Raw genomic sequence first — 23,568 nt, 5'->3', positions numbered from 1 at the left:
CTTCGGACAATGGCACCTAAGGGCTCGGGCATCCGAGGTGACGGCCCGGCCGCCGTCCGCCGTGGCGACTGCCGGCGACCGCTCACGACCGGTGGCGGGCACCGTTGGGCGACCGGATTGCCGACCGGTGCGCCACCCGTTAAGAAAATCCGTAGCGGAAATCCCGACGCCGGCACCGGCGCTTCCCCGGACGGGCCGTCGGCGCAGTTTTTACGGCCCGTCGAAGGTGGGTCTCCTGGCACCCTGGTTGTAGTGTCAACCTGGCGTGATTATCGCCACGGCACATTCGCCGGACGGCCGTGGAAAATCGGTCGTGACGGCCGGTCAGATCAGCTTCCGGCCGCTCGACGCCGATTCACGTCGGCGTAACCACCGACATGGAAAACAGGGGGGTACTTCGCCGGACGGACCGGCGACACCGCCCTACGGCACGCGGCGGCCGTCCTCGCGGACCGCTTACCCCGACCCGACGCGACGTCCTGACCGGCAGCTGTCGCCTCGCGTGGTCGGACGGGCGTGGTCCGGATGGGGCGGGTGCCGCGGCGTCCGTCCTGGCGTTTCTCTGATTTTCGTTGCCCAGTCCGAAGGTGGGTCATGACCATCGTCCACGACAGTGTGCCGACCGATCTTGTCGGGTCGGTGGGCCTTCGCGGCCCGCGCCGTGACCCGGCGCCGTTGCTGCCTGACGCCGAACCGTTGCAGGTGCTCGGCACCAGGGCCGCGGTGACCGGCGACCCGGACCTGGCCCTTGACCTGTATCGCCGGCTCGTCCTCGGCCGTCGCTTCAACCGGCAGGCCACCACGCTGACCCGGCAGGGTCGCCTCGCGGTGTACCCGGCGTCCACCGGGCAGGAGGCCTGCCAGGTGACGGCGGCGATGGTGCTCGCCGACCAGGACTGGCTGTTTCCCAGCTACCGGGACACCCTCGCCGTGGTGGCGCGCGGGGTGGCTCCGATCGACGCGCTGACCCTGATGCGCGGGCATTCGCACTGCGGCTACGACCCGTACGAGCATCGGATCGCGCCGCTGGCGACGCCGCTTGCCACCCAGGCCGTGCACGCCGTCGGGCTCGCCCACGCCGCCCGGTTGCGGGCGGCGGCCGACCCGCGGGCGTCCGCCGCCAACGTGGTGGCGTTGGCGCTGGTCGGTGACGGGGGGACCTCCGAAGGCGACTTCCACGAGGCGCTGAACTTCGCGGCGGTGCTGCGCGCGCCGGTGGTGTTCCTCGTGCAGAACAACGGCTATGCCATCTCGGTGCCGCTGGCCAAGCAGACGGCGGCACCAACGCTGGCGCACAAGGCCGTCGGGTACGGGATGCCCGGACGCCTCGTCGACGGCAACGACGCCCTCGCCATGCACCAGGTGCTCACCGAGTCCGTCGCGCACGCCCGGGCCGGACGCGGACCGGTGCTGGTCGAGGCCATCACCTACCGGCTGGAGGCGCACACCAACGCCGACGACGCCACCCGCTACCGCAGCGCCGCCGAGGTCGACGACTGGCGGACCCGCGACCCGCTGACCCGCCTCGAAGCACACCTGCGGGCCCACGGCCAGCTCACCGACGCCACCGCCGAGCGGCTCGCGGCGCAGGCCGAGGAGCTCGCCGCCGGGATCCGCGCCCAGTTCGAGGCGGCCCCCGAGCCCGACCCGCGGTCGCTGTTCGCGCACGTCTACGCGACGCCGACCAGCCAGCTGCGTGAGCAGGCCGCCGACCTGGACGCCCGGCTGGCCCTCGACGCCGAGTTCGCCGCCGACAACTCCCACACCGACCATGCCGACAATGCCGACCACACCGACCATGCCGACCACGCCGCTGAGGGCGCTGGCGGCCAGCTGGACCGTGACCACGACGGCAGGGGGGACCTCCGATGAGCGGCGCCGCGGCAGTGACCTCGGAACCGGCCGGGACGCCGGTGGGGAGGCCGGTCGGGTTGCCCGCGGGCGAGCCGGCGGCGACGTCCATGACGATGGTCAAGGCGCTCAACCTGGCGCTGCGCGACAGCCTGCGGGACGACCCGACCGTGCACATCCTCGGCGAGGACGTCGGGGCGCTCGGCGGTGTCTTCCGGGTCACCGACGGCCTGGCCGCCGAGTTCGGCCCGGACCGCTGCCTGGACACGCCGCTGGCCGAGGCCGGCATCCTGGGCACCGCCATCGGCATGGCCATGTACGGGCTGCGCCCGGTGGTGGAGATGCAGTTCGACGCGTTCGCCTACCCGGCGTTCGAGCAGCTCTTCTCGCATGTGGCCAAGATGCGCAACCGCACCGGTGGACGGATGGCCCTGCCGATCACCATCCGGGTGCCCTACGGCGGTGGGGTCGGCGGGGTCGAGCACCACAGTGACTCCAGCGAGGCGTACTACGCGCACACACCGGGTCTGCACGTGGTCACCCCGGCGACGGTCGCCGACAGCTACGGCCTGCTGCGCGCCGCGATCGCCTCGGACGACCCGGTCGTCCTCTGCGAACCCAAGCGCCTGTACTGGACGACCGGACCCCTCGAGGAGACCGCGCCGATCGGACGGGCGGTGGTGCGCCGAACCGGGACGTCCGCCACGTTGCTGACCTACGGACCGAGCCTGCCGATCTGCCTGGAGGCGGCGCGGGCCGCCGAGGAGGAGGGCTTCGACCTCGCCGTGGTCGACCTGCGGTCGCTGGTGCCCTTCGACGACGAGACGGTCAGCGCCGCGGTGCGGGCCACCGGACGCGCCATCGTCGTGCACGAGGCCAGCGGCTTCGGCGGGATCGGCGCGGAGATCGCCGCCCGGGTCACCGAGCGTTGCTTCCACCAGCTCGCCGCCCCCGTCCTGCGCGTCACCGGCTACGACATCCCGTATCCCCCGCCGATGCTCGAGAAGCACCATCTGCCCAGCGTCGACCGCATCCTGGATGCCGTCGCCCGACTTCAATGGGAGCAGTAGCCCGTGCCCGCGGTTCGCGAGTTCCCCCTGCCCGACCTCGGTGAGGGCCTGGTGTCCGCCGAGGTGGTCCGCTGGTTCGTCCAGGTCGGGGACGTCATCACCATCGACCAGCCCGTCGCCGAGGTCGAGACCGCCAAGGCCGTCGTCGAGGTCCCCTGCCCGTACGCCGGCGTCGTCACCTCCCTCGCGGGCCCCGCCGGCACCGGCGTCCTCGTCGGCGCCCCCCTGATCACCATCGCCACCCCCGCCCCGGACGGCACCCCCGGCCCGACCAGCGCCACTGGCCCGACCGGCACCAGTAGCCTGCCCGGCACCAGCAGCCCGGACGGCACCGCTGGCCCGGACGGACCAGGGCGTGCGCGTGGCCTGAAGCTCCACCCGTCCGCCGAGGGCCCGGACGGGCCAGGCAACATCCTGGTCGGGTACGGCGTGAGCACCGAGCCCGACCGGCGCCGCCCGCGGCGTCGACGTCCCGTCAGCGCCGACAGCGGTGCCGGTCGCAGCACGGTCATCCCGATCCCCCGACCTGAGGTCACCCTCCGCCCCGGCCACCACGGCACGCTCCCCGGCACCCACCCCGCCAGCGCCCACCCCGCCAGCGCCCAGAGCACCGGTGCCCAGACCACGGACAGCCAGACCGCCGACGCGCGGTTCGCCGCGGCGGGACGGTCCGCCGTGGCGGTGGACGCCGGCGGCTCCCGGGCCGGGCGTGCCGGGTCGCTCTCGGTCGTCTCGCCGTTGGTGCGCCGGCTGGCCCGCGACCACGACGTCGACCTGCGGACACTGCACGGCAGCGGACCCAGCGGCCTGATCATGCGCCGCGACGTCGAGGGCGCCATCGCCGCCCCGCGGCCCCGGCCCGCCCCCGACGCACCCCTCCCACCACCCCTCGCACCCCTCGCACCCCTCGCACCCCTCGCGCCCTTGGCACCCTTGGCACCGGCAGCAGCGCTCGCGCCCGCGGTGCCGATCACGGCGCCGTTGTCGGCCGCGGCCTCGCCGGTCACGGCGGTGCGTGGCCCGATCGGGCCGGACGGGGTGGAGGCGTTCGACGTGCTGCGGCGGCGGGCGGCGCAGGTGTACCGGCGCAGTCGCCGCGAGGTGCCCGACACGACCTGCTGGGTGGACGCGGACGCCACCGCCCTGCTCGCGGCGAAGGACACGCTCAACGCGGGCGGCGCCGAGCCGCGCATCGGGCTGCTGGCGATCCTCGCCCGGGTGTGCGTCGCGGCCCTGCTGCGGGCACCCGAGCTGAACTCGTCCGTTGTCACCGACGACGACGGGGAGGCGACGGGCATCCGCCACCACGACGGCGTCCACCTCGGCTTCGCCGCCCAGACCCCGCGTGGCCTCACGGTTCCGGTCGTCCGCGACGCCCACCGGCGCACCACCGCCGAGCTCGCCACCGAGATCACCCGCCTGACGGGGGCTGCCCGCGCCGGTCGGCTCACCCCGGCCGAGCTCACCGGCGGGACGTTCACGCTGAACAACTACGGCGTGTTCGGTGTCGACGGGGCCACGCCGATCATCGCCCCTCCGCAGACGTCGATGCTCGGTGTCGGACGGATCCTCGAGCGACCCTGGGTGGTGCGGGGAGCACTCGCCGTCCGCAGAGTCGTGCAGCTGTCGTTCACCTTCGATCACCGGGTGTGTGACGGTGCGACGGCCGGGTCGTTCCTGCGCTTCGTCGCCGATGCCACCGAGGACCCGACGGCGCTCCTGCGCCACCTGTGACCCGCGGTTCCCGATGACCAGCTCCGAGCAGTCCGCCGATCACCTGCCGTCCGTGCCCTACCTCCTGTCCGTGACGCCCGCGGGCGCCGCCCGTTCCACAAGGAGGTCTGCCGTGCCCGTGCGGGCCCGTTATACCTATCTCGGCCCCGAGGGGACCTTCAGCGAGATCGCCCTACGGACGCTGCCCGAGGTGGCGAACGCCGACCTCATCCCGTCCACGTCGGTCACCGCCGCCCTGGACGCGGTGCGCTGCGGGGAGGCCAGCGGCGCCCTGGTCCCCATCGAGAACTCCGTCGAAGGCGCCGTCACCACCACCCTGGACGAACTCGCCACCGGCCAGCCCCTGCTGATCGACCGGGAGGTGGTGCTGCCGATCAGCTTCGCGCTGCTGGTCCGCCCGGGCACCCGGCTGGACGAGATCAAGACCGTCACCGGCCATCCTGTCGCGCAGGCCCAGGTCCGCCGCTGGCTGGCCACCTACCTGCCGTACGCCGAGTGGGAGTCCGCCGCCTCCAACGCCGAAGGTGCCCGTCTGGTCCGCGACGGCCGCTTCGACTGCGCCTTCGCCGGCGCGTTCGCCGCCCGCCGCTACGGCCTCGAGGCGCTGCTCACCGACATCAACGACGTCGCCGGCGCCACCACCCGCTTCGTCCTGGTCGCCCGGCCCGGACCCCTCGGCCTGCCCACCCGCGCGGACAAGACCTCCGCTGTGGCCTGGCTCGCCCACAACCATCCCGGTGCGCTGCTCGAACTGCTGCAGGAATGGTCCGTGCGGGGGGTGAACCTGCTGCGGATCGAATCCCGCCCCACCGGCGAGGGCCTCGGCCAGTACTGCTTCTCCTTCGACGCCGAAGGCCACGCCAGCGACCGTCGGGTCGCCGAGGCGCTCATGGGCCTGCACCGGCTGTGCCCGAAGGTCCGTTTCCTCGGCTCCTACCCGCGGGCCGGCGAGTCCCGCCCCCGGCCACGGCCACGCCCACGCCCCTGGCCGCACGGTCGCGCGATGGGTGCGACCACGGTCCCGGCCCTGGGCCCGGCCGGTGTGCCGGCGAGGGGAGCGGTGCCGGGTCCGCGAGACCCCGACCATGACGACGATCCGGCCTACACGCGCGCCGCGGCCTGGCTGGCCCGTTGCCTCGACGGCCCCGAGGCCGCCAATCCCCGCGAAGCCGCCTGACCCTCTGGTGGGATGCCCGTGCGGGCCATCCACCCGCGTCCGCCCATCCGAGCCATCCAGGTGACGCGCACATCCTCGCTCGCCCGGTCAGGGGCACCTTCGTCCGCCCAGACGGGGAGGACCTCCGTCCACCCCCGCACGCGCTGAGCACCGATCCGCACGGCCGGCTCCCCCTCCCCGCGCCGCTCGTGCCGCGCCGCGGCCGATCCAGGTCACTCCTAGTGGATCTTCAGTCGCGTCCGTCGTCCACGTGCTGTCCCCGCGCAACCACCAGGCGTGCCCCTGGCGGCGTCATCGCTGCCAGGGGCTGCGCCCAGTGACAGGCCTGGACGAAGGGTCGGCGACCTGCCTCCCGCGCCCTACACCTCCAGGCGATAACTCTGGGTTATCAGAGGGGTGCATTCGACTCTGCCATCCGGCGATGTCGAGGTCGCGGAAGACCGCACCGACGCGACGAATGCTCCGGGACGGATACCGCCGGGGCGACCGAAGGCCGGGTGGGGTCCGTCCCGGGAGACGCCGGTGAGGCGAGGGCGGACGGGGGCCGCGGGCCGGGGAGGTGGGGGGCGGGCGGCGGGGTAGGGCGGGCGTGGATGACAGGGTGACAGAACGGGCCGATCAGGGCATCGCCGTAGTCTGCTTGTGAGCCGTGCACGGATGGGATGACCGTTTGGCCGCTGATGAGCTGACGAGCCGAGGTAGTGAAGTGAGGATGCCGTGAAGGTGGTGGCGGTCGCCAGTTACAAGGGTGGGGTGGGCAAGACGACGCTCACGGCCAACATCGGGACGGCGATCGCGCGGCTCGGCAAGCGGGTGCTGATGGTGGATCTGGACCCGCAGGCGAACCTGACCTTCTCCTTCTACCGGCCGCAGGTCTGGCGCACGGAACTGGCCGATCAGCGACGCACGGTCAAGGCGTGGTTCGAGACCTGGCGGCCGGACACCACGGCGCCGTCGTTGCAGGGGTACATCACGACGCCGCCCGAGGCGGCCGAGGCGATCAGCGCGGGCGGCGGGCAGCTGGACCTGATCGCGTCCCATCTGGCGCTCGGCGACGTCGAGATGGATCTGACCGCACGTCTTGGCGGGGCGCAGGCGCATCGCTCGACCCGGCACTACTTCGACGTCTACCAGCGGCTGTCCCACGGGCTCGAGTCGCTGGACGCCGACGCCTACGATCTGGTGGTGATCGACTGCCCGCCGCACTTCGGCGTCGTCACGAGGGCGGCGATCGCGGCGTGCGACCATGTGCTGATTCCGGCGCGTCCCGACCTGCTCTCCACCCTCGGGATCGAGCACATGCTGGGCAAGCTCAGCCGGTTCGTCTGGGAGTTCAACCGGGTCGCCGAGCTGCAGTCGGGACTGCGTCCGGCGGTCAAGAAGCTCGACCCGCGGGTGCTCGGTGTCGTGCTCATCATGGTGCAGTACTACCGGGGACGGCCCACGAGCTTCCTGCGCCGGCACATCGACCAGATCGACGAGCTCGGCGTGCCGGTGTTCACCGCGATGCTGCGGGCGAGCAACCGGGCGTTCTCCGGCAGCGCCGACGCGCAGCTGCCCGCGGTGCTGTCGATGGAGACGCCGTACGAGGTCGCCCGGGAGCTCGTCGACCTGGTGGAGGAGTTCCTGCGCCGGCTCGGTGCCTCCGGTCTCGGCTCCGAGGGCCTGCGCGGCTGGCGCGGCGACATCTGACCCCGAACGACCGGACCCCGAACGACCGGACCCCGAACGGCTGGACCCCGAACGGCTGGACCCGGGCTGCTTCCCGGGTGCGGGTCGGGTGGACGCGCGGCCGGTGACAGGTGCTGTCCTTGCGTCACGTAGTTGGATTCTCTACGTTGAGGAAGGACGTTCGAACGGTCATCCCGTTCGGGCGCATCGACCGCCGACATCGACCGCCGACCGAGGAGTGTCCACGCGTTCCGTGCAGGAATCGTCGAGCGCAGGTCGGCGGGTCGAACCGGAATTCCCGGATCGTGCACCGTGTCAGGTGTCACGGGTACGAGACGGGTGATGCCACAGAACCCCGGCGACCGACGGCATCCGCCGGTTCGGGCGCCCGAACCCGGCCGGCCGCCCACGCGCGTCCGCGAAAGCGAGCGGTGCCGGGAGAACGGGAGGAACCGTGTCCCAGGCGACCACACCCCAGTCCACCGCGGACCCGAACACCCCTGGCTCGAACACCCCTGACGCGACCACCGCAGGCCCGAGCACCGCGAGCCCGGCGGCCATGGCCCCGTCCCCGCGCGCGGGCAAGCCGTTGATCGTGGCGGTCGTCGGGTCGGGGCCGTCGGGGTTCTACGCGGCGAGCTCGCTGTTGGAGCAGACGGCGGTGCCGGTGCGGGTGGACATGTTCGAGCGGTTGGCGACGCCGTGGGGGCTGGTGCGTTCGGGGGTCGCGCCGGACCATCCGAAGATCAAGACGGTGTCGGGTGTGTACGAGCAGATCGCCGCGCACGAGAACTTCCGGTTCTTCGGCAACGTGCACATCGGACGGGACGTCACCCGCGAGGAACTCACCGCCCGCTACGACGCGGTGCTCTACGCGGTCGGCACGCAGACCGACCGGCGTCTGGGCATTCCCGGTGAGGACCTGCCGGGCAGCGTGTCGGCGGTCGACTTCGTCGGCTGGTACAACGGCCATCCCGAGTACGCCGATTTCAGCTTCGACCTGAGCGGCGAGCGCGCGGTGGTGATCGGCGCGGGCAACGTGGCGCTCGACGTGGCCCGGCTGCTGTGCTCACCGGCGCAACGGCTCGGGCGCACCGACATCGCCGACCACGCGCTGACGGCGCTACGGGACAGCAGCATCACCGAGGTCATGGTGGTCGGTCGCCGGGGCGCCGCGCAGGCCGCGTTCACCACACCCGAGCTGCGGGAGCTGCCGGAGTTCACCGAGTCCGGGGTGGACGTCGACCCGGCCGAGGTGGGGCCACAGCCCGGTGAGGAGGCGCTCTCGCGTGCCGCGAAGCGTAACCTCGCCGTCCTGCGTGGGTACGCGGACACGCCGGCGGCCCCCGGGCGGCGGCGCGTGGCGCTGCGTTTCCAGCGCACCCCACTGGAGATCCGGGGGGACGGCCGGGTCGAGGAGGTCGTGTTCGCCCGCAACGCGCTGACCGTGGGTGAGGACGGCTGGGTCGGCGCCGTCGACACCGGCGAGCGGGAGACGGTGCCCGCGAACCTGGTGCTGCGGGCCGTGGGCTACCGGGGGGTCGCCTTCGGCGGGCTGCCCTTCGACGAGCGGCGCGGGGTGATCGCGAACGAGCGGGGCCGGGTCACCGGGGCCGAACGCGAGTACGTCGCCGGCTGGATCAAGCGCGGGCCGACGGGCATCATCGGCACGAACCGCAAGTGCGCCGCCGAGACGGTGGCCCGACTGTTCGCCGATCTCGCCGAGGGCTCGCTGCGCCGCCACGATCGTGGGGTGTCCTTCGACCACGACGTCGAGATCGTCAGCTGGCTGCTCGAACGGCAGCCGCACCTGGTCACCGAGGACGGCTGGCGGCTCATCGACGCCGCCGAGCGGGCCGCGGGCGCCGCCAGCGGCCGGCCGCGGGTCAAGCTGGTCCTCACCGACGAACTGCTCGACATCGCCCTGGAACGCCAGTCCGTCACCCCCAGGTGACCCGTGACCCCCACGGTAGCGCGGGACGTGGGGAGGCCGGCCTGGCACCGACGGGGGGCGGGACGCGGGGCGTCGGTCACCTTGCGCCGAACCGACGTGCGCGCTCCCGCGCTCGCGGTCGTCACGACGGTTTAATCAGCGCGAATTACGGAACAATGCCTCATTGAATTCCGCGAAGGCGGTTGGAACATGACCGACTTCAATTGTCTTCCATACCTCATTTCGGGTTCGACCTCGTGAAGTCGACGCCCGTTCGGGGTATGACCTGTTCAGGCCCGCACGAGAAACCAGGGAATGGAGCATCACAATGAGCCTGAGCATCCGTAACCAGCTGCCCGGCACCGTCGCCGACATCACCGAAGGGGCGGTGATGAGCACCGTGACCGTCACGCTCGCCGGCGGTCAGACGGTCACCGCGGCGGTCACGGGCGCGGCCGTTCAGGACCTCGGGCTCAAGCCCGGCGCACCGGTCGAGGTGCTGGTGAAGTCCAACGAGGTGGCCCTGGCCACCGGGGACGTGTCGGGGCTGAGCATCCGCAACCAGCTGCGCGGCACGGTGGCAAGCGTCGAGTCGGGCAACGCCATGTCGGTCGCGCGGGTCACCCTCGACGGCGGCGGCGAACTCACCTCGGCGATCACGCTGGCCTCGGTGCTCGACCTTCAGCTCGCCGCCGGTTCCGCGGTGACCGCGCTGGTCAAGTCCACCGAGGTCGCCCTGAACACCGTCTGAGACGACTCCCAGGCCGACAGTGATCCACAGCGGCCGACAGCCGCCCCCGCCCACCGGGTTTCCGCCTGCCGGTGGGCGGGGCGCTGATCAGCCGCCGCGGGCCTTCACGAGGGCGCCGCGGTTGACCTTGGTCGCCTCGCTGCGGGGGATCGCGTCGACCACCTCGACCGTCTTCGGCACCTTGTAGGCGGCGAGACGGCTCCTGGTGAAGGTGCGGATCTCCTCGGTGCTCGGCGGGGCGGCCGCGTCGGTCGGCGCGATGATCGCGTGGACGCGACGGCCCCAGCTTTCGTCGCGCAGGCCGACGACCACCACGTCCGAGACGCCGGGATGGTCGATGATCGCGGCTTCCACCTCGGCGGGGAACACGTTCGCCCCACCGGTGACGATCATGTCGACCCGACGGTCGACCAGGTAGAGGTAGCCGTCGGCGTCGAGGTAGCCGAGGTCGCCGGCGCTGGCGAAGCCGTCCGGTGTGCTGGGCAGGCGCGGTGCGTCGCCGACATAGGTGTAGGCGGGGGATGTGGCACTACGCAGGTAGATGTCGCCGATCTCGCCGAGCGGCAGCACCTCGCCGTCCGGCCCCAGCACGCGCATCTCGGTGTCGCCGAGGCCGCGTCCGACGCTGCCCTGGTGCTCGAGCCACTCGTCGCCACGCAGCGCGGTGAGGCCGAGTGCCTCGGTCATCCCGTAGATCGAGACGATCTTCTCGGGCCCGATCAGCCCGATCCACCGGTGCATGAGCGTGCGCGGCATGAGCGCCGCACCCTGGATGATCCACTGGATGCTGGTCAGGTCACGGTCGTCGATGTCGGGCAGCGCGGCGATCCGCTGCAGCATCGTCGGCGTCGCGGTGAACGTCGAGACGCGGTAGCGCTCGATGACGTCGACGACCCGGGCCGCGTCGAACTTCTCCAGCACCACCAGCTGGTCGCCGGCGAACAGGTGCTGCAGGGGCGCGAAACCGTTGGCGTGGTACATCGGCGCCGGCACGAGGATCGTCTCCGGCCGCGGCACGGTGACCCCCCACGCCGCGATGAACGGCGTGGTCACCACCTCGCGGTAGACCGCGGGCCGCTCCATGACGATGATCTTCGGGTTGCCGGTCGAACCGCTGCTGCAGATGCCCTGCACCCGTGGGGAGATCTGGTCGGGCAGGTCCGGTACCGGGGCGTTCTCGGTCTCGTCGATCCAGCCGAGATCGGCCGCACCGAGGAACACCCGTCCGTTGATCGCTTCCCTGACCCGCTCGAGTTCCCAGTCGGGTACGTCCCAGCGCACCGGTACCGGGGTGGCACCGAGCTTCCAGGTCGCCAGCGCCGCCAGCACCAGCTGCGGGGAGTTGCGCAGCCCGAGTGCGACCACATCGCCGGTGACCACGCCCCGTTCGGCGAGCGCGGCGGCGAGCTGGGACGAGCGCCGGTTCAGCTCGGCGTAGCTGAACGCGGGCTCACTACCGTCCAGGGCGATGAACCGCAGCCCGATGGCATCCGGCCGCTCGGCGGCGAGCTGCCGCAGCTTCGCCGGCAGCGACAGCGGGGCGTCGGCTGACGCGCCCCCTTGGTCGACGGTCACTGTCACGTCCTCCACATGTGTTCAGACGATCAGATCTGTGGGACGAGTCAGGGAGTGGTGACACCGGCGTCGACCGGCAGGGTGATCCCGGTGACGGCGCGGGCGTCGTCGGAGACGAGCCAGGCGATCGCGTTGCTCACGTCCTGCGACTGCAGGATGTTGATCGGCAGCAGCCGAGGGGAGATCGACACGACCGTGGCGTTCTCGCCGCTGTTGTAGAACTCCTCGAACTCGGGGTTGATGACCATCGGGGTGGCCACGCCCATCGGGTGCACCGAGTTGACCCGGATGCTGTGCTTGCCGAGGTACTTCGCGTAGCCGCGGACCAGGCCGACGACGCCGTGCTTGGCGGCGTTGTAGCCGGCGATGCCGCCGGTGCCGTCGAGCATGCCGGACAGGCCGGCGGTGGAGCTGGTGACGACGATCGAACCGCCGTTACCCGCCTCGATCATCAGCGGGTAGGTGACCCGGATCGTGTTGAACACCCCGGTCAGCATGACGCCGACCGCGTCACCCCAGTTGTGCGAGGCGGTCTCGAGCGACTCGTCCGCCGTGGAGATGTGCATGATGCCGGCGTTGGCGAGCACGATGTCGAGCCGGCCGAACTCGGCGATCGTCTGCTTGGCCGCGCGGTCGAGGGCGTCGATGTCCCGCACGTCGGCGACGATCGGCAGGCAGCGCCCGCCCTCGGCCTCGACCAGCGCGACCGTCTCGTCCAGATCCTCCTTGGACGCGAGCTTGTACTTGATGCTGTCGATCTGGGCGGCGAGGTCGATCGCCACGATGTCCGCCCCAGCCCGCGCCAGCGTCACCGCGTGCGACCGGCCCTGGCCGCGAGCGGCCCCCGTGATGTAAGCGACCTTTCCTGCCAGCCGGCCATCCCTCGACATGTGCACGCGCCTTCCTTGCCATACGGCCCTTGGGCACAGACGGTGCCCGGACAGGATTGCCTGCACGTCGCCTCGACAGGGCCGCCGCCGCACAGCCCCGCCAGAGGCCCGCGAGGGCGAAGGGTAGACACGCTGCGCAACTGATCGACGCGCCTCGCGCTACCATCCCACCCAGGGTGCTACGTCAACTACTGTCAATCACGTACAGGTGGTTCGCGAGGATAATTTCAGATCACATTTTGGCGGGCAACTTTTCCTGACGTTCCTTGGCATCCCCACACGCACGGGGCGGAAGGTCGGCGGTGACGCCCGCCGACCTTCCGCCCCTACTGCCTGTGACACTCTGCCTGTGACACTGGCCGCCAGCCGCCGGGGTCGGCGGCCCACGGTCAGGAGGTGGCGAGCACCTTGTAGTCGGTCGGCTTGCCCTTGTCGTCAAGCTTGGTGGTCAGGGCGCCACGCAGGCAGACCGCCGGGTAGTTCGGCTCGAGCTTGCCGCTGCACTGGAACTTCTGGCCGCCGCTACCGGGCAGCTCCGACTCCGGCATGCTCCTGATCGCGGAGGTGACCGCGGCGGGGGTGACGTCGCCCTTGAGGCCCGCGACCGCCGTCTGGAAGCCGGAGAAGGTCATGAACATGCTCAGACCGGTCACCGAGTTCGGGTCGACCGACTTGCCGTACGTGCTGAGGACCGCGTCGTAGAGCCGGGTCGAGGGGTTGTCCGTCCCGAACGGCACGGTGCCGACGATGGACGTGCCCTTCAGCCCACCGGTGACCGCCTTGCGGATCGCGTCGGAGGCACAGATCCCGATGGCCCCGACCGGCCCGGTGAAGCCGACCGTGCGCAGCCCGTTGAGCGCGGCGATGCAGAATCCCTCGCTGCCCAGGATGAACGCGGCGGAGTCGCTACCGGCGAGCTTCTGCAGCTGCGGGGACATGTCCGCGGTGCCCAGCGGGACGGGCAGCAGGGTGAGCTGGACCCCGGCCTCACTGGCGATCTTCGGCCCGTCGGCCTTGAACGATCCGAGTGCCGGCGGCACGTCGATGACGATCGCCGTGACCTTCTTCAGACCGTTCGACTTGGCGAGGTCCACGGCCGCGCGCACCTGCGCGGTCGGGTCGCCGAGCGAGAAGGTCGAGGTCGGGTCCGTCAGCAGCGACGCGGTGTTCGCCGCATAGACGAAGAAGGGGACGTGCGCGGCGTGCACGGGCTGCCAGGCCGCGTCGGCGACCGACGACTGCCCGACGACGACCGCCGCCACCTTCTCCTCGACCATCTGGTTACCGCAGTCGGTGGCCTTGGCCGCGTCGTTCTGCGTCTCGCACCTGACAAGCTGGATCGGCCGGCCGGCGATGCCGCCCTTGTGCTCGTTGAGGTACTTCACCGTGGCTTCGGTGACGGGCCCCTCGATCGACGTGTCCGAGGACGGCCCCTTGCCATCCGAGATCAGGCCGATCTTGACCGGAGCGCCAGCGGCCTTGTTGACCGGGCCTAACACCGTCGCCGCGTTGGCGGTCGACGTCCCACCCGAACCCGAGGTGCTGCTCGTGTCGTCACTGCCACTGCTGCCACAGCCGGCGGCGAGCAGGACGAGCGCGCTGAGCGTCGACACCGCCGCAAGGCTCGTGGAGCGGACCGAGCGGCTACGCCACCCGCCCACCCCGGACGTTTCCCGCTGCATATCTGGTGTACCTCCGTGGTGTCGTCCCGGGCCGCGCTCCCATGGCGCGCCCAGAGCAGAACTACAAAAAGCGACAAAAAATTACTTAGAGTGACTTCAGTGGACTGTGGGCGACCGCGGGCTCCCTGCGGTTCACCCCTTGACCCGTGATCGCGCAGGCCTACGTCAGGAACGGCGGATATCCCACCGTCGACGCACCGCTCATGGCGGCCCGCCAGGGAAGTACCGATGTGGGACGAGCCCTGAGCCAGCGACCCGCGAGCCACTGGCACGACCGCACCCGTGGCTACCACGCCGGCCGCCGGGGCTGATGACGCCCCGGCCTGTTCTGGCCGGGCGAAGATGTGAACTATCCGGAGTCGCCCCAGGTCATGCGCATGCGCCCCTCTCCGCACACCGCATGCGAGCCGCCGCGGTCAGAACGGTTCCGTCGATCGACATGCCCGGGTCCGGGAGCGGAGTGCGGGCCTGCCCATGGTGCAGGCGCCCCCCGTCGACGTGGGGCGCCTGGTGTGACGCCCACCTCCATGCGATGTGCCAGACTATTGCCTAACTTAACGCCGTTCGCAAGTGAAGTTCGCAAGAGACTCGCCGCCGGACGAATCCCATCCACCGGGACGTCCACACCTCTACGACACGGCACGCACTCTTTACACAGAGCAACCTTGCCGCCCGGGAAGCTCGCGCGCAGGACAGCGCCAGGCCAGGGCGTCGGCTATGTGGAGTGTCGAGCACGCAGGGGCAGGATCGTTCTCACCGAGGTCGGTGCGTGGCCTGGCCGCGCTGGCGCGCTCGCGCGGGGGTCGGCGGCAGGCGTCCTCTCGGCGACCGGCCCTGGCCGAGAGCGTCGTCATCGGGCGGGCGATCACCTGGGCGCTGCCGACCCCACGGGTCCGCAGGAGGGATCCTGTTCGGGTACTGACCCTCGCCGCCCGGGAGCGCGCGGACGAGTCGTGCCCGCGCGCTCCCGGGATCCTCGGCGTCAGGGTGTCAGGGCCGTCAGGGTGTCAGCCGCTCAGGCCCTTTTGGGCCTGGATGCTGGAACAGCGGCTCAGGCCTTGGCCTGGGCGCTGGAGCGGGCCGGGTTGGCCTGCTTCGACGCCTTCGGGTCGAGCTCGGACTGCTTGGCGCGGACACCCTCCTCGACGTGGTCGCCGAGGTCCTTGTCGACGTTGCGCCAGTAGTCGAACGCCCGGTGCAGGATCGGCTCGCTCACCCCGTTGAGCAGATGACCGACGATGTTCTCGACCAACCGGGCGCGCGCCGCCTCGTCGAGCACCTCCCGCACCAGCGTGCCGGCCTGCGACCAGTCGTCGTCATCCGGACGCTGGGTGTAGGCGGCGCGGACCATCTCACCGTCGGCGTACCACAGCCCACCGTCGTCGGTGAGTTCCGGCCGGGCGGCCGGGCCGCCGTAGGAGTTCGGCGCGTACACCGGGTCGGAGACGTTCTGCACCCGCATCGCGCCGTCCTTGGAGTAGCTGTGGACGGGCACCTTCGCCGAGTTCACCGGGATCTGCTTGTAGTTCACGCCAAGACGGTGCCGGTGGGCGTCGGAGTAGCTGAAGCCGCGGGCGAGCAGCATCTTGTCCGGCGACAGACCGGTGCCGGCCACGATGTTGTTCGGTTCGAACGCGGCCTGCTCCATCTCGGTGTGGTAGTCGGTGACGTTGCGGTCGAGGGTGAGCCGGCCGACCTCGCGCAGCGGATAGTCCGCATGCGGCCAGACCTTCGTCAGGTCGAACGGGTTGATCCGGTAGGTCTTCGCGTCCTCGAACGGCATGATCTGCATCCTGAGCGTCCAGCTCGGGAACTCGCCGTCGCGGATGTGCTCGTACAGGTCACGCTGGTGGTAGTCGGTGTCGATCGAGGCCATCTGGTCGGCCTCGTCCTGGGTGAAGGTCTCGATGCCCTGATCGGTCTTGAAGTGGTACTTCACCCAGAACCGCTCGCCGGCGGCGTTGATCCACATGTAGGTGTGGCTGGAGTAGCCGTTCATGTGCCGCCAGGTCCGCGGGATACCGCGGTCCCCCATCAGCCAGGTGACCTGGTGGGCGGATTCCGGTGAGAGCGTCCAGAAGTCCCACTGCATGTCATGGTCACGCAGGTTGTTGTCGCTGCGGCGCTTCTGCGACCGGATGAAGTGCTGGAACTTCATCGGGTCCTTGATGAAGAACACCGGCGTGTTGTTGCCGACGATGTCCAGATTGCCCTCGGACGTGTAGAACTTCACCGCGAAGCCACGCGGGTCCCGCCACGTGTCGGGGCTGCCCCGCTCCCCCGCCACGGTGGAGAACCGGATCAGCACATCGGTCTTCGCCCCGGGCTGGAACACGGCGGCTCGGGTGAACGGACTCACGTCCGCCGTCACCTCGAACGAACCGAACGCCCCACCCCCCTTGGCATGCGGCTGGCGCTCCGGTATCCGCTCCCGGTTGAAGTTCGCCATCTGCTCGATCAGATAATGATCCTGCAGCAGCAACGGCCCGTCTGGCCCGACGCTCAGCGAGTGCTCATCACTGGCGACGGGGATCCCCGCGTCTGTGGTCGTCGGACGACGCTCCCTGATGGTCACCGTGCACTCCTCATCCTGCTGTCATCCACACTTCCCAGGTTGACCCTGTGCCCCCGCTCCCTAGCCCTCCGCGTACCCGCCCTCGGCCCGCACACACACCCCAACCCGGACCGGCTCCCCCGAAGCACTGCCTCCGCCGGATCCACGGCGCACAGACGCCGGATGTGATCGGTTCGCGTCCGTCCTCCTCCTCGCCCAGAAGCGGCACGACCGCCAGACACCCAGCGACGCCGCAGTGAAAGCGGTTGCGTCAGGGAGCGCAATCGCGCTTCAGGACAGGCAGTGCCCGCCATTATGCACGTGCACCTGCAAGCCACATACAACCTGGGCGATACACCTGACGGAAAGAAGAGCAAGGCCATCATGACCAGATGATGCGGTCGCGAAGCTTGCTCTACGCCGGAAGCCCAGGTCACAAAAATGTCGGTCTTGCCGCACCGCAATATTTCCGGATTAACTCGCATCTGGTCCTGAGCGTGACGATACTGGCCCGGTGAGCTTCTATGGCACGTGATCTCCCTGACATGGACACCGACCATCCCGATCCCCCGGCGATCGCCAGTCGCGGCTCACCCCCGCGCTCCATCGAGGCAAAGATGGCCGCCCTCGAACGTCTCGTCCTCGGCGGGAAAGAAACCTCGGAGTCCGAAACCGCTCCCGGGCCATCGCCCCCCGAGTCCGCCTCCTTCACAACGGAGAGCCGCGACGCCGGGCCGCCGGATCCTCGCCACACTCCTGGTACCAGCCACAGCCTTATCCACGCAAAGCTTGACCTCCTCCAGCAACGTTCACGGGACGCCCGGAACCGGGCGGAAACACGCGACGAGGCGCCCATACCCGCCACCACCCGCAACGAAGTTCAGGACGAGCCGGAAGCTCAGGATGGCCAGAGAGCCGAGGACGGACAGTCGACAGCGGCCGAGCGCACAGTCCTACCGGACGGGTTGGAGAAGCTTGACAGCCGACTCGCGGCCCTCTATACAGCAAGCCAGCGGACTCCGGCGGGCAGGGCGTTCTTCGACCGAGCGGACTCCGCCATCACATCGGCCCTCCGAGTAGCTCCGGAACCGGGCTACTTCACCGTGGACCTGCACGGCAATCCGTCCTCGTTCCTGGTGGGCAGCGAGAAACTGAACGCTCACGATCTCGGGCGGCTGGTCCTCGCCGACGCCCACTGGGATCACCAGCCGGTGCGGCTGCTTTCCTGTCGGACCGGGCAGGGTGACCGTCCCGTTGCACAGGAGCTGGCCAACGAGCTTGGGGTCGACGTGTTAGCTCCGACCGAGGTTGTCTGGGTCAGACAAACAACCGGAGAGACAGTAGTGAGCTCAAGCGTGTTGGACGACGAGGGCCTCCCCGTTCCCAAAATTCCTTATGATGGACTCTGGAAAATTTTTCGACCGGCCGAGGAGACATGATGACACCGAAGCCGACCCGGCCGAGAATTGCTCGAGTTTTCACGACCATTGACGGCCTCCCCAGCTTCGAGAGCCACGAACGGGTGAAAGATTCCGTCGAGAAGTCCCGGATACTGGCATATCTGAGTGCTGGCGAGCTCCTCCTCCGTACCACCGGGTTCACGCGGGATGTCACCGATACCGGTAAGGGCGATGTCGTTCCGATGAGCTTTCGCACCGACGGCTCATGGGTCTGGAACGACGCGGTCATCTATTATCTCGATTCCTACGACATCGGGCCACAAGCGGAGCTTCTGACCCACATCCGCGGTCGGGGCCACACCTTCACGGCTCCCACGGACGAGCAGATCAGCGCCGCCCAGGACGTACTCCAGGAAAGAATCGAGTCCAGCCAACAGCGGTGAGACACCCGCTCGACAGGCCCCCTGCCGAGCACCTCAGCCTCGCCATCCTCGCCGCACGCCTCACCTCGGGCCCAGTGTGTTGCCACCCGAAGATCGAAGCCCGCCAGCGCATCGAGGGCGGTATTTCTCAGGACTCCACACTGGCGAAAACCGGCCAACCAGAAAGATCACAGTGAGGATTTCCAGGCTCGCTGCTGCGAGAGGCTGGCTTGACTGACGCCATGCTGCAGACCATGCCAAAGGACATCCCGCGCCGCGTCCCCGATCGCCGTACAAGTGGACCGCTCGTCACGGTACAGGCATTTCTCAGGTGCCGCAGGAAAATCCCGTGCACTCCCACCGGGCCCGGTCACGGTGGGAGTGCACGGCTGCGTGCCGCGGCGTGTCAGCTTTCCTGGGCGGATTCGTATATCCGCTTGGCGGACTGGCCGAGCGGGGCGCAGCGGATCGAGTACGGATCGTCCGCGGGAATCCAGTTGCTCACGCAGAACAGGTGGCCACGACCGGTGTCCCGGTCGAAGTTGCGAAACCACGGGCCACCGGTCGTGTTACCACCGCGGTAGCAGCTGATGACCCGAAGGTCCTCGCCCATCCCGTCGTTTGTCGTGGCACCCGAGCAGTAGCCGAGGCCGATCGCCCTCGCCTGGTCGTCCGCCGCCTCCTGGTCGTCCGTCGCCTGGCCGTCGAGGTAGCCGAACGAGTAGACGGTCAGGGACGGCGGTTCGGGGAACGGGTCGCCCCGGAACCACGGGGTCTGGTCGCCGACGACGTCGGTGAGATGGTGGCCGTCCAGGGGGTTCAGGATGGCGAAGCCGACGTCCTGGGCCGCGTTCTCCGCTTCGGTCCATCCCGGGGTCACCTGAAGGCCGCGGGCGGGCCAGATCCCGTACGGCGTCTGACCGTCGTGGAATCCGGGTGCGAACGCCCAGTTCTGGTAGAAGGCGCCGGTGGGGCCCGAGGCGCGGACGCAGTCGGCGGTGGTGACGACCACGTCGTGGTTGGCGCTGGCCAGAGCGCTCGCCGCACACCACCGGTCGCCCTCGTCGGTGGTGAGGAACGCGACCCGGTGGTGCTGACGACCGTGCCGGTGGCGTCGTTGTGCTCGCCGGTGCTGCCGGCGCCGTCCCAGGCACGACCAACGGTCGTGGTGACCGGCTCGCTCGGGTCCGGGTCGGTGGACGGCGACGCGGTGACCAGCCGATCGTTGGCGTCGGCCGCGGCGGTCGGCTCGCCGGGACCGCCGCTGGCGGCGTCGGAGACCTGGACGCGGGACGCCGCGGCCATCCGCTCCGGCGTCCAGTACCGCTCGACCTGGGTGGGGCTGTCGGTCTGGGTGTGCTCCGGCGACGGAACCGGCGCCGACTCCGACGTCCGCGCCGTGGCGATGGCCGGGGCCCCGCCGCCCGCGCCGACCAGGAAGCCGGCGGTGGTGAACATCACCGCCAGCACGGATGTCGTCCCTCTGCGCAGGCCGGCGAATCGGGGGTGACGCGACCCGGTGTTCGTCACGGCGCCACCACCGCCACCGACGCGTAGAGCCGATAGGCCTCGTCACCCAGATACGTGCCCCAGAAGTACTCGTTCCGGTCGGTACTCCCGTCCTCGAAATACACCGTCACTCCGAAACTGTTGATCGAGAATATTGTTCCGGCGCCGGTCCGGTCATCGAGCGTCGAGTAGCGTGGCCCGCCACTGGAACCCTGGACGAGACGGCAGATCAGCGCGGTGGACCGCGATTCGGACAGCAGTACTCCGTTCACGGTCCAGCCGGAGCAGTACCTGAGGGGGCTGCCGGCGTCCTGGCGGTCGTAGCCGAGCACGGTCACGAACTGGTGCCGGCCCTGACCGAAGGAGATCCCCTGGCTGCCGACCAGGTCGGCGATCTCGTGGCCGTACATGTTCCCGACCGTGGCGAAACCGATGTCGAAGTGGGACGGGCCGCTGTCGGCGAACGCGGCGAGGCGTGACCAGGAGACCACCGGCCAGAGACCGAACGGTGCGCGACCATGGTCGTAGCCGGGCACGAACACCATCTGCGCGTCCTTCTGGCCGAACAGGCAGTGCGCCGCCGTCACGAGGAGGTTGCGACCCGGGCTGGTCACCACCGTGGCGGTGTACCAGGCCCTGACCCTCGTCGCCGGGTCACGGATGAACAGACGCCCGACCGTGTCGCGGGACATGTTGTGCTGCGGCCAGGGCCCGTACAGCCGGGTGGTCACCAGGTCACCAGGTCGCCCGGCGGCGGGCGTCGTGACCTCGGGTGGTGTCGGCGCACCGGCGTCCGCCGGGGTCGTCGCGCCCTCGATCGCGACCGCCGTCTCGAACTCGGCGGGTGTCCAGGCGTCGAGGGCCGCGTCCTGCTGGAATCGCGTCGAGGCCAGTGCCGCGGTCAGCACCTTTCCGTCGGATGACAGCGAGATCGAGGGGGACCCGGCGGTGCTGGTGTCCGCCACCGCGGCCGGCGCACCGGCCAGACCCACCCCGACGATGACACAAAGACCGAGAAGTTTTGCACTTCGCATTTTTCTCCGACCCGGCGCATGCGGCTCCACAAATACCTTGGGTTGCCATGGTGAAACAAAGTCGCATCCGTATGGAACGCGTGGCTGGGCTACCGGCGTCACGGTGGTCCGCAGATGCGACACGCCCGCCCGAGATGGCCCGGACGAAAGGGCTCGAAGCCGCCGGGAAGATAGCCGCTCGGGTCGACCTGTTTCCAACCATCCGCCTACGTACGAAGCAACGGTGCATCGCCGAGCAGAAATACCCGATCCCGCCGGACGCGCACCGGCCGGTGATCGGCTCCGCCAGGATGGGTGGTAACCAGCCTGACCACGGCGATATCCGGACTGACCGGACGACGTCTGGGTAGGTCTGCGTCAGCGACAGCCGCCGAGGCGACGGGCGACGGGCGACGGGCAGACCGGCGACGGCGTTCGGCCGCCGCGTGCCCACCGTGGGCGGGACGACCCGGGAGCTGACGGCCCGGAACATGACGACCGAGGGAAGGAAGCGCGTGCGGCGGCATCCAGCTCAGTTCTGCGTCCGACGACGGTCACGAAGGGTTTGTGTCCGCGGGGCGCTGGCCGCCGCGCTGGCGGTGGCCCTGGTGGGGCTCTCGGCGGGATGCGGTGCGGGCGGGGACGGCGACGGGTCGGCCGGCTCGGGCGGGTCGGCGTCCCTGCCGTCGTCCACGACGGGCCTGGCCGCGGGCGAGCCGGCACCGCTGACCGCCGACACCTCCAGTGGACGGCTCCAGGGCATGGCGACAGGGCAGGTACGGCAGTTCCTCGGCGTCCGGTACGCGCAGCCCCCGACAGGGGCGCGACGGTGGACGACGCCGGTGCCCGCGCCGAAGCAGACCGGCACCGTGGAGGCGACCCGGGCCGGGGCGAGCTGCCCCCAAGCCGGTCCGGCACCCGGCGCTGCGGGTGCGGCGGCTCCGTCCGAGGACTGCCTGTTCCTCAACATCACGACCCCGGCGACGAGGCAGCACGGCGAGAAACTGCCGGTGATGGTGTGGTGGCACGGCGGCGGATTCACCGGCGGCTCCGGTTCGGCGTACGACGCGGCCCGACTCGCGACCCGCGGGCATGTGATGGTCGTGACGGTGAACTACCGGCTGGGCGTGTTCGGCTACCTGTCGTTGCCGGGTCTCGCGGGCAGCGGCACCTTCGGCCTCGCCGACCAGGTTCTCGCGACCCGCTGGACGAAACAGAACGCCGAGGCCTTCGGCGGCGACCCGAACTCCATCACCGTGTTCGGCGAATCGGCCGGTGCGATGAGCGCCTGCGCGCTGCTCACCTCCCCAGCCGGAAAAGGACTGGTCAACCGGGTCGCGATGTCCTCCGGCGGCGCGTGCCGGGTCCACTGGCCGCAGGGTGGGCTGCTCCCCGGCACACCGGCGCAGACCCCGTTCGTCAGCCTCGCCGACGGTGAGCGGTTCGGCCTCAGCCAGGCCGGCACCCTCGGTTGCGCGGACGCGCGTGGTGCGGGAACCGGTGCCGGCGCTTCGGCGCTGGCATGTCTGCGGCGGGCGTCCACCGGGGATCTGTCGAAGGTCACCTCCCTGTTCTCGGACGTGCTCGCCTACGGCACGCCCCTGTTGCCACTGGACCCGGCGAAGGCCATCGCCGACGGGCACAACATCGATGTCGCGGTGCTTTCCAGCGGCAACCGGGACGAACAGCGCGCCTTCGTCGGCGGGGTGGAGAAGCTGAAGCCCACCTACACCGCCGCGTCGTACCCGCAGGACCTGGCGACGGCGTTCGGCGCGAACGCCGGCCGGGTCGCGGCCCAGTACCCGCTGGCGCGTTTTCCCAGCGCCGCGATCGCCTGGTCGACGGTGATCACGGACGGGTCCTGGATGTGCCCGATGCTCGCGGGAAACGCCGACCTGGCCCGGCACGGTTCCACGGTGTTCAGCGCCGAGTTCGCCGATCCGCACCCCACCGACATCAACGGCGTCGGATCGCCGGACTTCGATCCCGGCGCCGCCCACGCCACCGACCTTCCGTACCTGTTCGACCTGGGTGGCCACAACCACCTCGGCTCCGACGCGCAGACCACCCTGGCCAACGCCATGATCGACTACTGGGCGAGCTTCGCCCGCACCGGCACTCCCACCGCCGTGGGCCAGCCCACCTGGCCGCGGCTCACCAACACCACCGGCCCGACCCTCCAACTGGCTCCCACCGGCATCCACACCGTCGACCTCGCCGCCGAACACCACTGCGCCTTCTGGCAGTCCCTCCCCCGCTGACCCACCGACCACCGACCACCGACCACCGACCACCGACCACCGACCACCGACGCCCGACGGCCGCCCGCCGAGGGC

The 23,568-nt window shown here is 70.3% G+C and carries 17 protein-coding genes; 11 read left to right on the top strand and 6 right to left on the bottom strand.

The window, feature by feature from the left end; translation table 11 throughout:
* Positions 1-594: 594 nt before the first annotated feature.
* The 7 genes from pdhA (at position 595) to MXD61_RS15735 (ending at position 10,187) form a co-directional block, all read left to right on the top strand.
* Entirely contained in the window at positions 595-1,872 is a 1,278-nt protein-coding gene (gene pdhA, locus MXD61_RS15765; RefSeq protein ID WP_248813997.1) for a pyruvate dehydrogenase (acetyl-transferring) E1 component subunit alpha, read from the top strand.
* A complete protein-coding gene (locus MXD61_RS15760) occupies positions 1,869-2,921 on the top strand; it encodes an alpha-ketoacid dehydrogenase subunit beta (RefSeq protein ID WP_374629018.1) in 1,053 nt (350 codons plus the stop codon). Before pdhA ends, MXD61_RS15760 begins: the two co-directional genes overlap by 4 nt.
* Before the next feature lie 3 nt (positions 2,922-2,924).
* Positions 2,925-4,655, top strand: coding sequence for a dihydrolipoamide acetyltransferase family protein (locus tag MXD61_RS15755; RefSeq protein ID WP_248813996.1), 1,731 nt, complete (start codon positions 2,925-2,927; stop codon positions 4,653-4,655).
* A 112-nt stretch (positions 4,656-4,767) separates the two neighbouring features.
* On the top strand, positions 4,768-5,832 hold the full coding sequence (gene pheA / locus MXD61_RS15750; RefSeq protein ID WP_374629022.1) for a prephenate dehydratase: 1,065 nt from the start codon (positions 4,768-4,770) through the stop codon (positions 5,830-5,832).
* A 717-nt stretch (positions 5,833-6,549) separates the two neighbouring features.
* A complete protein-coding gene (locus MXD61_RS15745) occupies positions 6,550-7,524 on the top strand; it encodes a ParA family protein (RefSeq protein WP_248813994.1) in 975 nt (324 codons plus the stop codon).
* A gap of 538 nt (positions 7,525-8,062) precedes the next feature.
* The gene (locus tag MXD61_RS15740) at positions 8,063-9,457 is read left to right on the top strand and encodes an FAD-dependent oxidoreductase (RefSeq protein WP_248814009.1); all 1,395 of its coding nucleotides are present in this window, start codon (positions 8,063-8,065) and stop codon (positions 9,455-9,457) included.
* A gap of 307 nt (positions 9,458-9,764) precedes the next feature.
* Positions 9,765-10,187: a molybdopterin-binding protein gene (locus MXD61_RS15735; protein ID WP_248813993.1), complete on the top strand. Its 423-nt coding sequence runs from the start codon at positions 9,765-9,767 to the stop codon at positions 10,185-10,187.
* An 87-nt stretch (positions 10,188-10,274) separates the two neighbouring features.
* On the opposite strand, the gene MXD61_RS15730 is transcribed toward MXD61_RS15735, so the two are convergent.
* From MXD61_RS15730 to MXD61_RS15715, 4 genes are all read right to left on the bottom strand, one after another.
* The gene (locus tag MXD61_RS15730) at positions 10,275-11,762 is read right to left on the bottom strand and encodes a class I adenylate-forming enzyme family protein (protein WP_248813991.1); all 1,488 of its coding nucleotides are present in this window, start codon (positions 11,760-11,762) and stop codon (positions 10,275-10,277) included.
* A 47-nt stretch (positions 11,763-11,809) separates the two neighbouring features.
* Complete coding sequence (locus MXD61_RS15725; protein ID WP_248813989.1) at positions 11,810-12,652, bottom strand: mycofactocin-coupled SDR family oxidoreductase; 843 nt, start codon at positions 12,650-12,652, stop codon at positions 11,810-11,812.
* Positions 12,653-13,041: 389 nt separating this feature from the next.
* Entirely contained in the window at positions 13,042-14,265 is a 1,224-nt protein-coding gene (locus MXD61_RS15720; protein ID WP_248813987.1) for an ABC transporter substrate-binding protein, read from the bottom strand.
* A gap of 1,120 nt (positions 14,266-15,385) precedes the next feature.
* Positions 15,386-16,909, bottom strand: coding sequence for a catalase (locus MXD61_RS15715; RefSeq protein WP_248813986.1), 1,524 nt, complete (start codon positions 16,907-16,909; stop codon positions 15,386-15,388).
* Positions 16,910-17,433: 524 nt separating this feature from the next.
* Between MXD61_RS15715 and MXD61_RS15710 the strand changes: the two genes are divergently transcribed.
* Together MXD61_RS15710 and MXD61_RS15705 are read left to right on the top strand one after the other, a co-directional pair.
* Complete coding sequence (locus tag MXD61_RS15710) at positions 17,434-18,327, top strand: hypothetical protein (protein WP_248813985.1); 894 nt, start codon at positions 17,434-17,436, stop codon at positions 18,325-18,327.
* Entirely contained in the window at positions 18,324-18,731 is a 408-nt protein-coding gene (locus MXD61_RS15705) for a hypothetical protein (RefSeq protein WP_248813984.1), read from the top strand. The genes MXD61_RS15710 and MXD61_RS15705 overlap by 4 nt, the downstream gene beginning before the upstream one ends.
* 385 nt (positions 18,732-19,116) lie before the next feature.
* Here MXD61_RS15705 and MXD61_RS15700 read toward each other — a convergent pair whose 3' ends face one another.
* Positions 19,117-19,722 carry a serine protease gene (locus MXD61_RS15700; RefSeq protein ID WP_248813983.1) on the bottom strand — a complete coding sequence of 202 codons (606 nt, stop codon included), beginning with the start codon at positions 19,720-19,722 and terminating at the stop codon, positions 19,117-19,119.
* A 3-nt stretch (positions 19,723-19,725) separates the two neighbouring features.
* Here MXD61_RS15700 and MXD61_RS15695 point away from each other — a divergent pair, with 3 nt between their 5' ends.
* On the top strand, positions 19,726-20,220 hold the full coding sequence (locus tag MXD61_RS15695; protein ID WP_248813981.1) for a hypothetical protein: 495 nt from the start codon (positions 19,726-19,728) through the stop codon (positions 20,218-20,220).
* A gap of 16 nt (positions 20,221-20,236) precedes the next feature.
* On the opposite strand, the gene MXD61_RS15690 is transcribed toward MXD61_RS15695, so the two are convergent.
* The gene (locus MXD61_RS15690) at positions 20,237-21,253 is read right to left on the bottom strand and encodes a serine protease (protein ID WP_248813979.1); all 1,017 of its coding nucleotides are present in this window, start codon (positions 21,251-21,253) and stop codon (positions 20,237-20,239) included.
* A gap of 587 nt (positions 21,254-21,840) precedes the next feature.
* On the opposite strand from MXD61_RS15690, the gene MXD61_RS15685 reads away from it, so the two are divergent.
* Positions 21,841-23,493, top strand: a complete 1,653-nt coding sequence (locus tag MXD61_RS15685; protein WP_308222764.1) for a carboxylesterase family protein — start codon at positions 21,841-21,843, stop codon at positions 23,491-23,493.
* The last annotated feature ends 75 nt before the right edge of the window (positions 23,494-23,568 follow it).

This window comes from Frankia sp. AgPm24 (genome assembly GCF_023243055.1).
Taxonomy (GTDB): Bacteria; Actinomycetota; Actinomycetes; order Frankiales; family Frankiaceae; genus Frankia; species Frankia umida.
This window is presented reverse-complemented; position numbering and strand designations above follow the sequence as displayed.

Coding starts and splice junctions, on each gene's coding strand:
- pdhA (WP_248813997.1), top strand. CDS start 595: ATGACCATCGTCCACGACAGTGTGCCGACCGATCTTGTCGGGTCGGTG.
- MXD61_RS15760 (WP_374629018.1), top strand. CDS start 1,869: ATGAGCGGCGCCGCGGCAGTGACCTCGGAACCGGCCGGGACGCCGGTG.
- MXD61_RS15740 (WP_248814009.1), top strand. CDS start 8,063: ATGGCCCCGTCCCCGCGCGCGGGCAAGCCGTTGATCGTGGCGGTCGTC.
- MXD61_RS15735 (WP_248813993.1), top strand. CDS start 9,765: ATGAGCCTGAGCATCCGTAACCAGCTGCCCGGCACCGTCGCCGACATC.
- MXD61_RS15725 (WP_248813989.1), bottom strand. CDS start 12,652: ATGTCGAGGGATGGCCGGCTGGCAGGAAAGGTCGCTTACATCACGGGG.
- MXD61_RS15710 (WP_248813985.1), top strand. CDS start 17,434: ATGGACACCGACCATCCCGATCCCCCGGCGATCGCCAGTCGCGGCTCA.
- MXD61_RS15705 (WP_248813984.1), top strand. CDS start 18,324: ATGATGACACCGAAGCCGACCCGGCCGAGAATTGCTCGAGTTTTCACG.
- MXD61_RS15690 (WP_248813979.1), bottom strand. CDS start 21,253: ATGCGAAGTGCAAAACTTCTCGGTCTTTGTGTCATCGTCGGGGTGGGT.